This is a genomic window from Pseudomonas sp. Irchel s3a12 (genome assembly GCF_900187485.1).
Classification (GTDB): domain Bacteria; phylum Pseudomonadota; class Gammaproteobacteria; order Pseudomonadales; family Pseudomonadaceae; genus Aquipseudomonas; species Aquipseudomonas neuropathica.
On the sequence record NZ_FYDN01000005.1, the window covers coordinates 120,025 to 137,205 of the forward strand.

The 17,181-nt window shown below is 60.2% G+C and carries 15 protein-coding genes; 8 read left to right on the forward strand and 7 right to left on the reverse strand.

The features are described from left to right. Window positions 1-59: 59 nt before the first annotated feature. Entirely contained in the window at window positions 60-947 is an 888-nt protein-coding gene (locus CKW14_RS10390) for a LysR family transcriptional regulator (RefSeq protein WP_095047121.1), read from the reverse strand. Window positions 948-1,085: 138 nt separating this feature from the next. Between CKW14_RS10390 and lysM the strand changes: the two genes are divergently transcribed. Further along, complete coding sequence (gene lysM / locus CKW14_RS10395) at window positions 1,086-1,526, forward strand: peptidoglycan-binding protein LysM (RefSeq protein ID WP_095125284.1); 441 nt, start codon at window positions 1,086-1,088, stop codon at window positions 1,524-1,526. Between the two features lie 100 nt (window positions 1,527-1,626). Here the strand turns inward: lysM and yrfG are convergent, their stop codons facing one another. Next, window positions 1,627-2,289, reverse strand: coding sequence for a GMP/IMP nucleotidase (yrfG, locus tag CKW14_RS10400; protein WP_095125285.1), 663 nt, complete (start codon window positions 2,287-2,289; stop codon window positions 1,627-1,629). 88 nt (window positions 2,290-2,377) lie between these two features. Here yrfG and nudE point away from each other — a divergent pair, with 88 nt between their 5' ends. Then, on the forward strand, window positions 2,378-2,944 hold the full coding sequence (gene nudE, locus CKW14_RS10405) for an ADP compounds hydrolase NudE (RefSeq protein WP_034151897.1): 567 nt from the start codon (window positions 2,378-2,380) through the stop codon (window positions 2,942-2,944). 11 nt (window positions 2,945-2,955) lie between these two features. After that, window positions 2,956-3,783 (forward strand): 3'(2'),5'-bisphosphate nucleotidase CysQ, encoded by an 828-nt coding sequence (gene cysQ, locus CKW14_RS10410; protein WP_095047124.1) that lies wholly within the window; start codon window positions 2,956-2,958, stop codon window positions 3,781-3,783. Window positions 3,784-3,988: 205 nt separating this feature from the next. Here the strand turns inward: cysQ and CKW14_RS10415 are convergent, their stop codons facing one another. From CKW14_RS10415 to rfbC, 4 genes are read right to left on the reverse strand one after another with little or no spacing between them, the layout of a single operon-like run. Beyond that, the gene (locus tag CKW14_RS10415; protein WP_095047125.1) at window positions 3,989-4,444 is read right to left on the reverse strand and encodes a YiiD C-terminal domain-containing protein; all 456 of its coding nucleotides are present in this window, start codon (window positions 4,442-4,444) and stop codon (window positions 3,989-3,991) included. Further along, on the reverse strand, window positions 4,441-5,826 hold the full coding sequence (locus CKW14_RS10420) for a sigma-54 dependent transcriptional regulator (protein ID WP_095047126.1): 1,386 nt from the start codon (window positions 5,824-5,826) through the stop codon (window positions 4,441-4,443). Before CKW14_RS10420 ends, CKW14_RS10415 begins: the two co-directional genes overlap by 4 nt. Continuing rightward, window positions 5,823-7,631, reverse strand: coding sequence for an ATP-binding protein (locus CKW14_RS10425; RefSeq protein ID WP_095047127.1), 1,809 nt, complete (start codon window positions 7,629-7,631; stop codon window positions 5,823-5,825). Before CKW14_RS10425 ends, CKW14_RS10420 begins: the two co-directional genes overlap by 4 nt. A 42-nt stretch (window positions 7,632-7,673) precedes the next feature. Continuing rightward, a complete protein-coding gene (gene rfbC, locus CKW14_RS10430) occupies window positions 7,674-8,219 on the reverse strand; it encodes a dTDP-4-dehydrorhamnose 3,5-epimerase (RefSeq protein WP_095047128.1) in 546 nt (181 codons plus the stop codon). A gap of 166 nt (window positions 8,220-8,385) precedes the next feature. Between rfbC and CKW14_RS10435 the strand changes: the two genes are divergently transcribed. The 4 genes from CKW14_RS10435 to CKW14_RS10450 all read left to right on the forward strand — a co-directional run bounded on the left by CKW14_RS10435 (window position 8,386) and on the right by CKW14_RS10450 (window position 13,958). Then, on the forward strand, window positions 8,386-11,298 hold the full coding sequence (locus CKW14_RS10435) for an aminotransferase (RefSeq protein ID WP_095125286.1): 2,913 nt from the start codon (window positions 8,386-8,388) through the stop codon (window positions 11,296-11,298). Window positions 11,299-11,508: 210 nt separating this feature from the next. After that, window positions 11,509-12,387 (forward strand): N-carbamoylputrescine amidase, encoded by an 879-nt coding sequence (gene aguB, locus CKW14_RS10440; RefSeq protein WP_095125287.1) that lies wholly within the window; start codon window positions 11,509-11,511, stop codon window positions 12,385-12,387. 5 nt (window positions 12,388-12,392) lie between these two features. After that, window positions 12,393-13,499, forward strand: a complete 1,107-nt coding sequence (aguA, locus tag CKW14_RS10445) for an agmatine deiminase (protein ID WP_095125288.1) — start codon at window positions 12,393-12,395, stop codon at window positions 13,497-13,499. 246 nt (window positions 13,500-13,745) lie between these two features. After that, the gene (locus CKW14_RS10450) at window positions 13,746-13,958 is read left to right on the forward strand and encodes a hypothetical protein (RefSeq protein WP_095047131.1); all 213 of its coding nucleotides are present in this window, start codon (window positions 13,746-13,748) and stop codon (window positions 13,956-13,958) included. Window positions 13,959-14,082: 124 nt separating this feature from the next. Here the strand turns inward: CKW14_RS10450 and CKW14_RS10455 are convergent, their stop codons facing one another. Further along, entirely contained in the window at window positions 14,083-16,176 is a 2,094-nt protein-coding gene (locus CKW14_RS10455) for a TonB-dependent siderophore receptor (RefSeq protein ID WP_095047132.1), read from the reverse strand. Window positions 16,177-16,431: 255 nt separating this feature from the next. On the opposite strand from CKW14_RS10455, the gene CKW14_RS10460 reads away from it, so the two are divergent. Beyond that, entirely contained in the window at window positions 16,432-17,100 is a 669-nt protein-coding gene (locus tag CKW14_RS10460) for a DsbA family protein (protein ID WP_095125289.1), read from the forward strand. Window positions 17,101-17,181: the final 81 nt, after the last annotated feature.

Here is a 17,181-nt window from a genome sequence, read left to right on the forward strand (position 1 = left end):
AGGCGCGGCAAGTTGTCGCGTCTAATCGCTAGTGTCGATCTATCGATAGAGGCCGTCGATCAAGGCACCGTTGGCGATTTCTGATACAGCGCGAAACAGGCCTCGGCTAACGCTGAACGCGGGGCGCCACGGCGCATGATCAGGCCCAGCGGGGCGAGGGTTTGAGCGTTTTCGATGGGTTGCAGGCGCAGGTGGTCGGTGAGTTTTTCCAGGCCGCCGTCGAGCGGCATGATCGCGCAGCAAAAGCCGCCGTGTACTGCTTGTAACAATTGATGCACGGCGTCGGTTTGCAGCAACGGTTGCGGAGTCAGGCCACGGCTGTGGAAGTTGTGGTCGATGGATTGACGGAAATGCATGCCGCTGGTGAGCATGCCTAGCGGCAGTTCGATCAGTGATTCCCAGCTCAGCGGAGCTTCACCGAAGGTAAAAGTGCGCTGGTCGTACAGCAGGCCCATGCGGGTTTCGTCGAATGCCAGTGATTCGAAACGTTCGTGATCCAGGCGGTCGAGATAAGAAACACCGATGTCGATTCGGTTGTTCGCCAGATGCTCGAGGATCTGCTCAGAACTCAGTGCCGACATTTCAAAGCGCAGATTCGGGTGGGCGCTGTGCAGGCGTTGCATCAACGGCAGCGGATCAAAACTCGACAGCGGCACCACGCCCAGCCTCAGCGTGCCGATCAGATTGCCGCGACACGCCGCCGCTTCCGCGTGCAAACCGTCATACGCCGCCATCACCGAACGTGCCCACGCCAGCACGCGCTCGCCCGGCGCGGTGAAACCTTCGAAACGCTGGCCACGGTTGACCAGTGGCAGGTCGAGTTCTTCTTCAAGACTGCGCAGGCGCATCGACAGCGTTGGCTGGGTGATATGGCAACGCGCGGCGGCCTGGCCGAAATGGCGGGTTTCGTCGAGGGCGATGAGGAATTTCAGCTGCTTGATGTCCATCTTCGCTCCAGGCGCTGGCAGGGTTGGCAGATTCTACCGCTTGCGCGGTGGCAGGGTCATTGGTCGGCTTGGAACCGGGTTTGTCTGCGGTGGTCTAGGCTTGGACGACTGAACCTTTATTCCATGGAGAGAACCACGATGAGCCTTTTTAGTTTTGTTAAAGAAGCCGGTGAGAAGTTGATCGATCTGCTGACCCCGGGCAACGCCAATGCCAGTGAACAGTTGAAGGAACACATCAGCAAGGTCGGCCTGGGCAATCCGAATGTGCAGGCGACGGTGGACGGCGACAAAGTGACCGTCACCGGTGAAGTCGCGAGTCAGGAAGAGAAAGAGAAGATTCTGTTGGCGGTGGGTAACATTGCCGGGGTTGGCAGTGTTGATGATCAGATCACCGTGACTGGCCCAGTTGTCACTGCTGCACAATTTGTCGTGGTCAAGTCGGGTGACACCCTCAGCGCGATTTCTCTGCGTGTGTACGGGGATGCCAACAAATATAAGAAAATTTTCGAGGCCAACAAACCGATGCTCAAGGATGAGAACAAAATCTATCCGGGGCAGACACTGCGTATTCCTGAGTAACACAACACTCCTGTAGGAGCTGCCGCAGGCTGCGATCTTTTGATTTTGATTTTTCCAAACAAGATCAAAAGATCGCAGCCTTCGGCAGCTCCTACAAAGATCAAAGGCCAGCGATCAGATTCCGATAATCCTCAACCGCCGCAAACTCAGCCGTGTCCTTCGGCCCCTTGCGACTGTCCGGCTCCTTCACCGCCAACAAATGCGCCACACCAAAATCCCGCGCACTGCGCAGAATCGGCAAGGTGTCGTCGATAAACAGACTGCGTGCCGGATCAAAGCCGATGTCCGCCTGCAAGGCATCCCAGAACTGCAGATTCTCCTTGGGGAAACCGTAATCGTGGGAGCTGATCAACCGCTCGAAATATGGCGCCAGTTCGATTCGCTCCAGCTTCAGCGACAACGAATCGCGGTGCGCGTTGGTGATCATGATCACCCGCTTACCGGCGCGTTTGATCGCTTCCAGAAAGGTATCGGCATCTGGCCGCAAGGCAATCAGGTGCGCAGTTTCCAGCTTCAGTTCACGCACCGATAACTTCAGTTCGGTACTCCAGAAATCCAGGCAATACCACTGCAACTGGCCGGCATGGCGTTCGAACAACGGCTGCAATTCCATTTCGGCCATGGCCCGGCTGACCCCGTGCAGTTCGGCGTAACGCTGGGGCAGGTGTTCCAGCCAGAAGTGATTGTCGAAGTGCAGATCCAGCAGCGTGCCGTCCATGTCCAGCAGAACGGTATCGATGTCGGACCACGGTAATGAAGGCATGGCAACGTCTCGAACGGTAGAAAGATATCCGACATAAACAATCGGGAAAGCCGCGTTATAGTAGCGCGTTCACGCCAAGGAGCTTTGCATGCGCCAGAAACCCACCGTACTTGCCCGCGAGATCGTCGCCACCAGCCGTCTGTTTTGCGTCGAAGAACTCAAGCTGCGCTTTTCCAACGGCGTGGAACGCACTTACGAGCGTCTGGTCGGCAAAGGTGCGGGCTACGGCGCGGTGATGATCGTGGCGATGCTGGATGCCGAACACGCGGTGTTGGTTGAAGAGTATTGTGGCGGCACCGACGAATACGAATTGTCCTTGCCCAAAGGTCTGATCGAACCGGGCGAGGATGTGTTGGCCGCAGCCGAGCGTGAGCTCAAGGAAGAGGCCGGTTTTGGCGCGCGACAACTGGAACATCTGACCGAGCTGTCGCTGTCGCCCGGTTACATGAGCCAGAAGATTCAGGTGGTCCTGGCGACTGATTTGTACGAGGAACGTCTGGAAGGCGACGAGCCTGAGCCGATGCGTGTCGACAAAGTGAACCTGCGCGAACTGTCGTCGCTGGCGCTCAATCCTCAGTTTTCCGAAGGCCGTGCATTGGCTGCACTGTATCTGACCCGCGATCTGCTGACCGAGCGCGGGTTCTTTCCAGCATGAGTGAGATATCGATGACGTTTCCCCACCCGTTGATGGCGCCGGTCGTTGAGCTGGCATTGCAGGCCGGCGAGGCGATTTTGCCATTCTGGCGCGCCGGCGTTGAAGTCACGGCCAAGTCCGATGACTCGCCCGTGACTGCGGCGGATCTGGCCGCGCATCACCTGATCCTCGCCGGGCTGACGGCGCTGGACCCGAGCATTCCAGTGTTGTCGGAAGAAGACGCCAACATCCCTCAGAGCGTGCGCGCCGGCTGGCAGCGCTGGTGGTTGGTCGACCCGTTGGACGGCACCAAGGAATTTATCAGCGGCAGCGAAGAGTTCACCGTCAACATTGCGCTGATCGAAAACGGCCGCGTGGTGTTCGGCGTGGTGTCGATGCCGACCAATGGTCGTTTCTACGTTGGCGGCGCAGGCCTCGGTGCCTGGCGTTGCGACAAGGGCGGCACGCCGGTTGCGATTCAGGTGCGCGATGTGCCAGGGCCGGGCGAGGCGTTCACCGTGGTCGCCAGCCGTCGCCATTCGAGTCCCGAGCAAGAACGTTTGCTCGCCGGGTTGAGTGCGAGTCTGGGCGAGTTGCAATTGGCCAATATTGGCAGCTCGCTGAAATTCTGCCTGCTGGCTGAAGGCGCGGCGGATTGCTATCCGCGACTGGCGCCGACTTCGCAGTGGGACACGGCGGCGGCTCAAGGTGTGCTGGAAGGTGCAGGCGGTGAGGTGTTGGATCTGCGCGGGGAGGCGTTCTGTTACCCGGCGCGGGAATCGCTACTCAATGAGTTCTTTTTGGCATTGCCGGCCAAGGCGGCCTGGCGTTCCAGATTGTTGGAGTTGGCTCGCGGTTAAGTGGGCTGATCCGAAATCTCCCTCACCCCAGCCCTCTCCCCCAGGAGAGGGAGCTGATCGCGGGATATTTGAGAGTAGCGCCGACCTGGTCGAGCTTTGCTGAATCCACAATCGCTGCGGTCTTTCAGGTCGATGTATAACGCAAGACACCTCGGTCAGTTCCCTCTCCCTCGGGGAGAGGGTTAGGGTGAGGGGCTCTTGATCTTTACCGGTGCAAAACGTACTGCCCGGTAAATCTCACGGCATCCTCATCGCTACCCGCATTGACGATCCGCGTGTTCAACGTCAACCGCGCCCGCCCATAACGCCGATACATCGCCAGAAACCTCTTCCACTCCTTCGCATCAGGCGCCGGGCAAATCGCCGTAGCGTCCCCGGTGACCGGAAGCGGATAACTGATCTGCCCTTCCTGAATCACAATGTGCCCGTCGGTGATTCCTTCCTCTTTCAGACGCAAATGCAACCAGCCCCAACCGGCCAGCACCGCGCCGCAGTAAAGACTGCCGCCGAACATCGTGCTCTTGTGGTTGACGTTCGGGTCGAGTGGCAGATGCAGGCTCAGTTGCTGTTCATGCCAGTCGAGCACCTTAAGGCCCATGTCTCGGGTCAGCGGGATATCGTGATGCAGGACCGATTCCAGATAGCGACTGTCTGTACTCATTCGTTCTCGTCCCCATGGCTGCTATCGCCAAAGTTGAGGCCATGCTTGCGCAATTTGTCATGCAGGGTCTTGCGCGGAATGCCCAAGGCTTCGGCGAGGCTGCGCACCGAACTGTGGGAGCGCGCCAGTTCAGCAGCGATCAGCGATTTCTCGAAATTTTCCACCTGCTCGCTGAGCCCCCCATTGATGACTTCGACCGTGGTGCTGCCACCGCCCTCGACGTCAGCGTTATCCAGCGCCAGTTCCAGGCCGAGGGCGAAACGTTCGGCGGCATTCTGCAGTTCGCGTACGTTGCCCGGCCAGGTGTGGCGCAGCAGCAAGGCGCGTTGCGCCGGTTGCAGTTCATGGGGCGGCAAACCGTGGCGGGCGCTGGCTTCATCGGCGTAATGCTGGAACAGCACCAGCGCATCTTCACCGCGCTCACGCAGTGGCGGAATGCGCAGTGGCGCGACGTTGAGGCGGTAATACAAGTCGGCGCGGAAACGGCCCTGGTCAGCGGCCTGACGCAGGTCTTCCTTGGTCGCGGCGATGACGCGGATGTCCAGCGGGATCAGTTGATTGCCACCCAGACGCTCGACCACGCGCTCTTGCAGCATGCGCAGCAACTTCACCTGCACATCCATGCTCATGCTCTCGATTTCATCGAGAAACAATGTGCCGCCATTGGCGAATTCGAATTTGCCGATCCGCCGTTTTTGCGCGCCGGTAAACGCGCCGGGTTCGTGACCGAACAGTTCACTTTCCACCACCGACTCGGCAAGGGCGCCGGCGTTGATCGCGACGAACGGGCCGTTTCGGCGGCTGGATAAATCGTGCAAGGCGCGGGCGACCACTTCTTTACCGGCGCCGGTTTCGCCGAGGATCAGCACGTCAGCCTTGGTCGCGGCCAGCGCGCCGATCTGCTCGCGCAGGCGCAGCATGGGCGTCGAATGGCCGACCAGCCGCGCGCTCAGTTCATTGCGATCGCTGAGGGCCAAGCGCAGGCTACGGTTGTCCAGCACCAGTCGGCGCAAGGCCAGGGCGCGGCGCACGCTGTCGAGCAGCGCATCGCTGGCGAAAGGTTTTTCAAGAAAGTCATAAGCGCCGGCACGCATAGCCTGCACTGCCAGCGGCACATCGCCGTGGCCGGTGATCAGCAACACCGGTAGTTCGGGATCCTGCGCGTGCAGTTCGCTGAGCAATTCGAGACCGTCCATGCCCGGCATGCGGATATCGCTGACCACCACACCCGGCCAGTCACGCTCAAGCTGTGCGGCCAGGCCTTTGGCTTCGGACAGCGGCAGAATTTTCAGGCCGGCCAGGTCCAGGGTCTGGCCGAGGGCCTGACGCAGGTGCGGATCGTCGTCGATCAACACCACCTGAATGCGATTGTCGATGGTCATGCACTTCGATCCTCGGACGGTTGCAGGCTGACCCCGGGCGCACCGGCGCGCAGCCGCAGGGTAATCAAGGCGCCACCTTGCTTGTGGTTGGCGAACGACAGTTCACCGCCGAAGGCGCGCATCAGCGTTTCACAAATGGCCAGCCCCAGGCCAAGGCCTTGAGTGCGGGTCTTGGTGGTGTAAAAGGGCTCGCTGGCGCGGCCGAGGGCTTCCATGCAAAAGCCCGGGCCGTTGTCGCGAATGTACAGATTGACGCCTTCGGCGGTGGATTCGGCACTCAGCCAGAGTTTGCGCGGCGGACCTTTCTCGGTGAGAGCGTCGAGGGCGTTGGCCAGCAGGTTGCCAAGCACCTGACGCAGGCGCGTTTCCCCGGCCTCGACCCACAGAGTCGCGGCTGGCAGATCGCGAATCAGTTCGACTTCCATGCTGCGACGCCGTTTGGCCAGCAGCGCCAAGGCATCGTCGAGTGCCGGTTGCAGGGCAACGCTTTCCGGCGCGTGGCGATCGCGGCGGGCAAACGCGCGCAGGTGGGCGATGATCGAAGCCATGCGCCCGGTCAGTTCGCTGATCAGTTTGAGGTTGCCGCGCGCATCGTCGGTGCGCTGATGATCGAGCAGCACTTCGGCGTTTTCCGCGTAGCTGCGGATCGCTGCCAACGGCTGATTGAGTTCGTGGCTGATGCTCGCTGACATCGTCCCCAGCGCCGACAGCTTGCCGGCCTGGACCAGGTCATCCTGGGCACGCACCAGTTCCTGTTGGGCTTGTTCACGCTCCAGCACTTCCTCCTTCAAACGCCGGTTGAGGCCTTCGAGGTCGCTGGTACGTTCCGCCACGCGGCCTTCCAGTTCACGGCGTGCCTTGGCCTCGAACGCGATGCGTTCCAGATAATGCCGACGGCGCTGCATCATCAGACCGAGCAACAGCATCAGCACCAGGAGCGTGGCGCCGCCGATGGCAACCACGGTGCGCACTGGACGGTCGATCAGCGTGCGCGGGGCGAGGATGCTGACGCTCCAGCCGGTTTCGGCGATGTCGTGGGTCTGGATCAGCCACGCAGTCGGGCTGAGGTTCAGGGGGCGCGGCTCGCGGGTCGGGTAAGGCTGGATGGCGGTGATCGCCGAGCGTTCGCTGTCGCTCAAGTTACGGGTCGAACGGAAGCGCCATTCCGGGCGCGAGGTGAGGATGACCACGCCGTTATGGTCGGTCACCAGCAGTTGTTCCGGAGTTTTGCCCCACAGGCTTTCGGTGTGGTCGAGGTCGACCTTGATCACCAGCACGCCGATGATTTTTTCGCCGTTGCGCACGGCGGCAGCGAAGAAGTAGCCGCGTTTGGCCGAGGTCGTGCCGAGACCGAAAAAGCGTCCGAGGCGCCCGGCCATGGCTTCACTGAAGTACGGACGGAACGAGAAATTGCGGCCGACGAAACTATCGTGTTTGTCCCAGTTCGACGCCGCCAGCGTCTGCCCGCTGGTGTCCATCAGGTACATGACTTCGGCGCCGGTCTGCGCGGCGATGTTCTTCAGCAGGCGATTGGCATTGCCTTGGCTGACGCCGTCGTCTGGCGCGCCGAGTACCGCGCGCAAGGCCGGCAGGTCGCCGAGAATTTGCGGCAACACTTCATAGCGGTGCAGGGTGCCCAGCAGGTTGGCGACGTACAGATCGAGGGTCTGGCGGTTCTGTCCGGCCAGTTCGCTGCGGTAATAGCGCTCGGCGAGATGTTCCAGCGGCCACAGCAGCGGCGCCAGACACAGGGCCAGCAGCGCGAGGCTGCGCCAGCGGGGTCTGCGGGGGAGGGTTGGTTTCATGAGCCGGATGCGCCTGAGATGTCAGGCGCATTATGCCTAGGCTCAGGCGAAGACGTCAGCGTCCTTGAGCAGCACTGCGGCTTGATCCTTGGCGGACAGCTTCGGCGCTTCGTCCAGCTGCCAGTCGATGCCCAGCGCGGGGTCATCCCAGCGAATGCTGCGCTCGGACGCTGGGTCGTAGTAGTCAGTGGTCTTGTAGAGGAATTCAGCGAACTCGCTCAGTACCACGAAACCATGGGCGAAACCTTCCGGCACCCACAGTTGACGATGGTTTTCGGCCGACAAGCGCACAGCCACCGATTTTCCGAAGTGCGGCGAGCTGCGGCGAATGTCCACGGCGACATCCAGTACTTCACCGACAGTTACCCGGACCAGTTTGCCCTGAGTGTTTTGCAGCTGGTAATGCAGGCCACGCAGTACGCCTTTTTGCGAGCGCGAGTGGTTGTCCTGAACGAATTGCGTGTCCAGACCGGTAGCGTCCTGGAACGCCTTGGCATTGAAACTCTCGTAGAAAAAGCCGCGCTCGTCACCGAACACCTTCGGTTCGATGATCAGGACACCGGGCAGGTCGGTGGTGATTACATTCATGGGGAGTTCCATAGGCAGGTGTGAATGGCGAACATTCTTGCGCGAAGTGCCGGAGGGTGCGAGTGCTGCAAGACAAATAGCCCGTATACCTTTGCGCGGTTGGGGGTTGCGGATCCCGTCCAGCAATGGCGATATAGGCGCCTAATAACATTTAAGGGGTCGTTTCATGCCGCTCGCCACGTTGATTCATCGCGCCAGTTTGCCCAGCCCGCAGGTTTCTGCCGAGCAGGCCCGGCAATGGCTGGCGGAACACTACGGACTCAGCGGCACGTTGCAGCCCCTTGGCAGCCAGCAGGATCTGAATTTTCGCGTCGACAGCCCACGCGGGCGGTTCGTGCTGAAAATCTGTCGAGGCGATTACGCCCTGGTGGAGCTGCAAGCCCAGCATGCGGGCCTCAAGTATCTGGCCGAGCACTCGGCGGTGACGGTGCCGCGGGTGATCGCGGCCAATAACGGCGAAGATCTGTTGTCACTGGCGGTCGGCAGCGAAGCCGTCCATGTGCGGCTGCTGGATTACATCGAGGGTCAGCCGCTTACGCATCTCGATCACTTGGGGCGCGACGTGGTGGCGGGGTTTGGCCGGCTCTGCGGCGAGATGGATCTGGCGCTGGCCGGGTTCGACCATCCGGGCCTTGAGCGCACGTTGCAGTGGGATGCCCGCCACGCCAGTGCACTGATCAGCCATCTGCTGCCAGTGATCAAGGATGAGCAGCAACGCGCAGTGATTGCCGATGCGGCCGAACAGGCCGAGCACCGTTTGCAGCCGTTGCAGGGCAAGCTGCCGGTGCAGGCGATTCACATGGACATCACCGATGACAACGCCGTCTGGGCGCGCGATGCCCAGCGGCACTGGCAGTTGCAGGGGGTGATCGACTTTGGCGATCTGGTGCGCACCTGGCGCATCACTGATCTGTCGGTGACTTGTGCGGCATTGTTGCATCACGCCGGTGGTGATCCGTTTGTCATTCTGCCGGCAGTGCAGGCTTACCACGCGGTCAACCCGCTGCAACACGAAGAGCTGCAAGCGCTGTGGCCATTGATTGTCGCGCGTGCGGCGGTGCTGGTGCTCAGTGGCGAACAACAGGTCAGCATCGATCCTGCGAATACTTACAGCCGTGACAACCTCAGCCATGAGTGGGAAATCTTCCGCGTGGCCACATCGGTGCCACAGGCGCTGATGGAAGCGGCAATCCTCACGGCCGTCGGTCACGCATTGCCGGCGTTCGACAGCGCAGGTTTTGCGCCCTTGCTGCCCGGTCTGGTCGGGCGTGAATTTGCCCTGATCGATCTCGGTGTCCTGAGTCCGCATTTCGAGGCCGGCAACTGGGAACAGGCAGACATCGATCAGCACCTGTTGAACGAAGCGGCGGCGGCCCATGGTTTGGCGGCGAGCCGTTATGGTCAGTACCGTTTGTCGCGCACTCGTCCCGACAGTGCCGTTGAACAGGACACCTTCCCGCTGCACGTGGAATTGCGCGTGCCCGAGGGCACCACCGTGGAGGCGCCGTTCGCTGGCGTCGTGCATCAGGCCGCAGACGGTGTGCTGCAACTGGATGGCCCGCAACTCAGCGTGCGGCTGTGGGGCGTGACACCGTCGCTGCACAACGGCGCGGCGCTGGTCAAAGGTCAGGTGCTGGGCGCGGTCAGCGGCTCGTTGCGGGTGCAGTTGTGTCGGGGCGCGCAGCTTGATGCGCCGTTGTTTTGCACTCCGGCGCAGGCATCGGCGTGGCAGGCACTGTGCCCATCGCCAGCGGCGTTGTTAGGACTGGCCTGCGATGCCGAGCCGGAGCTGGACGCGAAAACCCTGCTCGAACGCCGCGATGCCAGTTTCGCCCGCACGCAAAAACACTATTACGTCGATCCGCCGCGCATTGAACGCGGCTGGCGAAACCACCTGATCGACATGCAGGGCCGCTCCTATCTGGACATGCTCAACAACGTTGCAGTGCTCGGTCACGGTCACCCGCGCATGGCCGCTGTCGCTGCACGGCAGTGGTCGCTGCTCAACACCAATTCGCGCTTCAACTATGCGGCGGTCGCCGAGTTTTCCGAACGCTTGCTGAAATTGGCGCCGGAAGGCATGGATCGAGTGTTTCTGGTCAACAGCGGCAGCGAGGCCAATGACCTGGCGATTCGTCTGGCCTGGGCCTACAGCGGCGGGCGCGACATGATCAGCGTGCTTGAGGCCTATCACGGCTGGACGGTCGGCGCCGATGCGGTATCGACGTCAATCGCCGACAACCCGAAAGCCCTGGAAAGCCGCCCGGACTGGGTGCATCCGGTGCCTGCGCCAAACACTTATCGCGGGGAGTTCCGCGGTCTCGACTCGGCGCCGGATTACGTGCGCAGCGTTGAGCATCACCTGAAAAAACTCGCCGAGCAGAAGCGCCAATTGGCCGGGTTTATCTGCGAGCCGGTGTATGGCAATGCCGGCGGTATCTCGCTGCCGCCGGGATATCTCCAGCAGGTATACGCGCTGGTGCGCGCGCAGGGCGGCGTGTGCATCGCCGACGAAGTGCAGGTCGGTTACGGGCGCATGGGCCACTTCTTCTGGGGCTTTGAAGAGCAGGGTGTGGTGCCGGACATCATCTGCATGGCCAAGGGCATGGGCAACGGTCAGCCGCTGGGCGCGGTGATCACGCGACGGGAAATTGCCGAGGCGCTGGAGGCCGAGGGCTATTTCTTCTCGTCGGCGGGCGGCAGTCCGGTCAGTTGCCAGATCGGCATGGCGGTGCTCGATGTCATGGCAGAAGAAAAGCTCTGGGAGAACGCGCAGGTGGTCGGTGGCCACTTCAAGGCGCGTCTGGAAGCGTTGATCGATAAACATCCATTGGTGGGCGCGGTGCACGGTTCCGGGTTCTATCTGGGACTTGAGCTGATCCGCAATCGCGAGACGCTGGAGCCGGCGACCGAGGAGACGGTGTTGCTGTGTGATCGCTTGCGTGAGTTGGGGATTTTCATGCAGCCGACCGGGGATGATCTGAACATTCTCAAGATCAAACCGCCGATGGTGACGTCGCGCCAGAGTGTGGATTTCTTTGTCGACATGCTCGACCGAGTCCTCACCGAGGGCCTATAACGCAGCTCCTACAGGAAGTGCGACAATAGTTCGATTTGTATCGGCTTTTATCGGAATTATTTAGGCGAAAGGCATTTGGCAAGCTTCTAAAGCCGATATTTATCGGATATAAAGTCGCCATTGCTCCGGCTTGGTGATCTCATGTCCGGTGCGCGCGTTTTCTTTTCGGTCGAATTGTCGACCGTCAAAGCACTTGCCCGGAGATGATTCATGAGCCGTATCGTTACCGTTGCCGCCACTCAGATGGCCTGTTCCTGGGATCTGGAAGCCAACCTCGAAATCGCTGAAAGGCTGGTGCGTGAAGCCGCCGCTAAAGGCGCGCAGATCATCCTGATTCAGGAGCTGTTCGAGGCGCCGTACTTCTGCCAGAAGCCGAACCCGGACTATCTGCAACTGGCGACGACGGTGGAAGAAAACGTCGCGATCAAACATTTCCAGAAAGTCGCCAAAGAGCTGCAAGTGGTGCTGCCGATCAGCTTCTATGAGCTGGCCGGCCGCGCGCGTTTCAACAGCATCGCGATCATCGACGCCGACGGCAGCAACCTCGGGATTTATCGTAAAAGCCATATTCCTGACGGCCCGGGCTACCACGAGAAGTATTACTTCAACCCCGGCGACACCGGTTTCAAAGTGTGGAACACCCGCTACGCAAAAATCGGCGTGGGCATTTGCTGGGATCAGTGGTTCCCGGAAGCCGCACGCAGCATGGCGTTGCAAGGCGCGGAGATTCTGTTTTACCCAACCGCGATCGGCAGTGAGCCGCACGACAAGACCATTTCGTCGCGCGATCACTGGCAGCGCGTGCAACAGGGTCATGCCGGCGCCAACCTGATGCCGCTGATCGCCAGCAATCGCATCGGCAACGAAGAACAGGACGGCTACGACATCACGTTCTACGGCTCTTCGTTCATCGCCAACCAGTTCGGCGAAAAAGTGCAGGAGCTGAATAAAACCGAAGAAGGTATTCTTGTGCACACTTTCAACCTCGACGAGCTCGAACACATTCGCAGCGCGTGGGGTTCATTCCGTGACCGCCGTCCGAACCTGTACGGCGCGTTGAAAACCCTCGACGGTTCCCTGGAGTCCTGATCCCGATGACAACTTTGAAAAGTACCCCGCGCGCCGACGGCTTTCACATGCCGGCCGAGTGGGCGCCGCAAACGCAGACCTGGATGATCTGGCCCGAGCGCCCGGACAACTGGCGTCTGGGCGGCAAACCGGCGCAAGCTGCACATGCTGCGGTGGCCAAGGCTATCGCGCGTTTTGAACCGGTCACCGTGGCCGTGTCCGCCGGCCAGTATGAAAACGCCCGCGCGCGCCTCGACGTACCGAATATCCGCGTGGTCGAGATGTCCAGCGATGACGCTTGGGTACGCGACAGCGGCCCGACTTTCGTCATCAACAATAGCGGCGAAGTGCGCGGTGTGAACTGGGACTTCAACGCTTGGGGCGGCTTCGACGGCGGCCTGTACTCGCCGTGGAATCGCGATTCGCAGGTCGGCGGCAAGATCCTCGAGATCGAGCGCAGCCCGCGTTACCGCACTGAAGGTTTCGTGCTTGAAGGCGGCTCGATTCACGTCGACGGCGAAGGCACGCTGATCACCACCGAAGAGTGCCTGCTCAACCGCAATCGCAACCCGCACCTGGGCCGCGAAGAGATTGAAGCGGTACTGAGCGCCAATCTGGCTGTGGATAAAATCATCTGGCTGCCGGACGGTCTGTTCAACGACGAAACCGACGGCCATGTGGATAACTTCTGCTGCTACGTGCGTCCGGGCGAAGTGCTGCTGGCGTGGACCGACGATCCGCAGGATCCGAACTACCCGCGCTGCCAGGCTGCGTTGAAAGTTCTGCAAAGCAGCACTGACGCCAAGGGTCGCCCGTTCACGGTGCACAAAATGCCGATTCCGGGGCCGCTTTACGCGACTGAAGAAGAGTGCGCCGGTGTCGACCCGGTGGACGGCACGCAGGAACGCAATCCGTCTGTGCGCCTGGCTGGTTCCTACGTGAACTTCCTGATCGTCAACGGCGGCATCATCGCGCCGAGCTTCGACGATCCAATGGACGCGCCGGCCAAGGAAATCCTGCAGAAGCTGTTCCCGCAGCACGAAGTGGTGATGGTGCCGGGTCGCGAACTGTTACTGGGTGGCGGCAATATCCATTGCCTTACCCAACAGCAACCCGCGCCGCACAAAGAGTGAGTTGAGTCGTAACACCTTGAGTTGATTAACAAATCAGCCGGGTAATGATTAGCTCGCTATGCATCAACTGAGGCCCGCAGCCCGACAGGACCGCGGGCTTCTTTGTATCCGCTTGTCGACAACTAAGAAACATTGGCATAGCTCTTGTATTCATCACCCGTGCACTAGGGAGGGGGGAGAACTTCAACAGTTCTGTCATAAACCTTGGATAACGTAGCCGCTCACGAACGGGGAGAGAGCGCTGAAATGAACGCCGAAGTGAACGTAGTCAGCGAGCGGACGTTGCATCCCGTGGCCGTTAACGGCGAATCGCTCCAGATTGTCGCGCACTGGTTGAAGTCCAATGGAACGCGTCAGATCAGGGAACCTGATCCGCGCCGGATGATGATCGAGCGTTACCCCGCTGGCCTGTTCAGCGAGGCCGAACTGGAAGCATTGTGGGCTGTGATGGAAGGATAAGAAGCACAACAGGGATTGGTAAAAGCGCTGCCGGGATGGCGGCGCTTTTTTATGCACGGCTATTTTGTACACACCCAATCAATGTGGGAGCGAGCAGGCTCGCTTCCACAGGATTGGTGTGAAATCAGAAGCTGTAGGTGCCGGTCATTACGACGCTACGTGGCGCACCCGGTTGAATCTGATACTGGCTGGTCGCCGACGCGTAGTACTCACGATCGGTGATGTTGTTCAGCGCCGCGCGTAAATCCCAATCCTTGAAGCGGTAACCGACCAGGGCATCCCAGCGGCCGTAACCCGGCAACACGGTGGTGTTGGCGTTATCGGCATAGCGTTGGCCAACCAGGGTCAGGCCGGTTTCGCCGTACCAGCCCATTTCCGGTTTCCAGGTCAGGAACAGGCTGCCGTTATGCTTGGCAACGTTGTTGATGCGTTTGCCTTCCAGGCCGTTGTTGTCCTTCTCGATCTTCGCATCCTGCAGACCGACGCCACCGCGCATGTACCAATTGCCGACGAGATTGCCGGTGGCCGTCAATTCGATCCCGCGCGAGCGCTGCAGACCGGACATCACCGTCAGGGTCGGATCGTTTGGATCAGTGGTGCGGCGGTTGTAGAGTTCCAGATCGTAGATCGCCAGCGTGGTGCTCAAGCGGTCATCGAACCAGTCGCTTTTCACGCCGATTTCTTTCTGCTTGGTCAGCTCGGGACTGAGGTCGTTGGTGTTGCCGGCCGCACCCGGAGTGATGCCGATCAAGCCACCGCCCACCGGCGAAAACGTCTTCGACCACGAGGCGTAGAACGAATGGTTTTGTAGCGGCGTCCAGACCAGGCCGACGCGCGGGCTGGTGCTGTGGCTGTCGCGGTCTTCGGAGATGTTGCGCAGTTTGTTGGTCGACTCGATATCGAAAGTGTCGTAACGAAGACCGGCGAGCACTTGCCATTGATCGTTCAAGCGCAGTTGATCTTGCACATATACCGCACGGCTTTCGACTTCGGTGTGGCTGCTGCTGGAGACCTGCATGCTGCCGGTATGGCGCAGATCACGGTTCGGGTTGTACAGGTCGAGCGACGGTACGGGCTGCGCGCCCGGGGTTCTGCCAGAGGCCGCGTTGTACAGCGTCGGGTCGCGGCGCTGGCTGCCGATCTCGATGCCAGTGAGCAGGCGATGCTCAAGGCCCAAGGTATCGAATCCGCCCTCAAGTTCAACGTTGTTATAGACGTTGCGAGTGGTCAGATCCTGCTGCCAGTGCTGGCGCGTGACCTTGTTGGTCGCCGGCGTGTAACCGGTGAGGTAGGTGTTGTCGAAATCACTGTCGAGCTTGAACACGCCGAGGGTCTGGCGCAGTTGCCAGTTGTCATTGATTTCATAAGTGAGTTTCGAGCGCAGCGATTGCGACTTGTCGTCGATGAAATCGTGATCGTTGCCGTAGGTCGTATCGCGCCCGACATCGGCCGGGCGCCCGTTGATGCCGGGGATGCCGCGATCCGGGGTGCGGTTGTAGCGGCTGTATTCGTACTGCACCAGCCAGTTCAGGTCCGGCGTCAGTTGCCAGCTCATCGACGGCGCGAACAACTGGCGATTGCCACTGACACCGTCGCGGAAGCTGTTTTCATCCATGTTGCCCATGTTCAGGCGCAGGCTAATGTTTTCGCTCGGGTCGCTGCTGAGGTCGGCGTAAAGACTGCGCAAATCTTCGCTGCCAACCTGGGCTTCGATAGTCGAGCGCCGGCCGAACTCGGGCATTTTGCTCACGCGGTTGACGATCCCGCCCTGACTGCCACGGCCATACAGTACGGCGGCCGGGCCTTTGAGCACTTCGACGCGTTCAATATTGTGCAAGTCGCGCTTGTATTGGCTGTCGTCGCGGATGCCATCCAGATAGAAATCGTTGCTCGCGTCGAAGCCGCGGATGCGCAGGCTGTCGAAACGGGTGTCGGCGCTGCTGCTGACGTTAGGCATGCCGCTCAACGCGTCGCCGATGTCATTGGTGCCGTAGCTGGCGACGTTCGAGGTCTTGATCGAATCGATCGCCTGCGGCACATAACGTACGGGCGTCGAGGTCCGAGTCGCGGTGCTGCTGAGCTTCACCCGAGGGTCATCGGCTTGCGCTTCGGCGCTGATTGCGGTGGCGGGTAACTCGGTCGCGGAGTAGGCAAAACCGCTGGACAGAAAAGCAGAAAGCCCAAGGGTGGCGGGCGTAAGACGGAACGGGGCAGGCATTGAACAGCGCATCCGAAAGGGTGGAAGAATTCGATCGCGCGAATGGTAATGCTTTGCATTTACTTCCGTTAATTATTCCTTATAAGTTCCCTTGGCTGATTGTTTCAATTTGTGTCCTGATCGACACAATCTGGCTGAACGAATCATTCGACCGATTCATGAAACAGACTGAAAGCCATTCCGGCGTTTTTCCGCAAGAGTGCGAGGACTAATCTGCCGCCATCGATTTTCCTGACTTTCTCCCGGAGTTTTTCCATGATTCTTCACTACATCTACGATCCGCTGTGTGGCTGGTGTTACGGCGCCAAGCCGCTGGCGGAAGCGGCACAGTCAGTGTTGCCGGTGAATGCCCATGCCGGCGGAATGATGAGTGGTGCCAATCGCCAGCGTGTTTCCCCGCAATTGCGCAATTACGTCATGCCCCATGACCGACGCATTGCCGAGTACACCGGCCAGCCTTTTGGTGAGGCCTATTTCGAAGGTTTGCTGCGTGATCACTCAGCGGTGTTCGATTCGACGCCAGCGATTGCTGCGGTCATGGCGGCTGAAGCCATCGACGGCGGCGGTTTGCGCCTGCTGGGGCGGTTACAGACGGCGCACTATGTGGAAGGGCGACGCATTGCCGATTCAGCCGTGCTGTTGGAATTGGCGATGCAGATGGGCTATGCACAGGCAGATTTCCACGTTGCGCTGGAGTCCGTTGACAGCGAGAGCCATATAAAAGCCAGTCGCCGGTTTCTGGCGCAATTGGGCGGTCAGGGTTTTCCGACCATGGCTCTGGAGCAGGACGGCACATTCCAGTTGGTCGACATCAGTCCCTGGCTGGGCAAGCCGCAGGCTTTTGCCGATTGGTTGAGACAAGCCATCGTGCTCGATGAGCCAGGTAAAGCCTCTGCGTTTTGTTCTATCGACGGCTGTGCGTGATACGCACGGGATTCACTGGTTGCGTGCATTTCCCAGCAAGGACTCAGCGCAAAATTTACGTTTCTTAGACGTTTTTCGCCT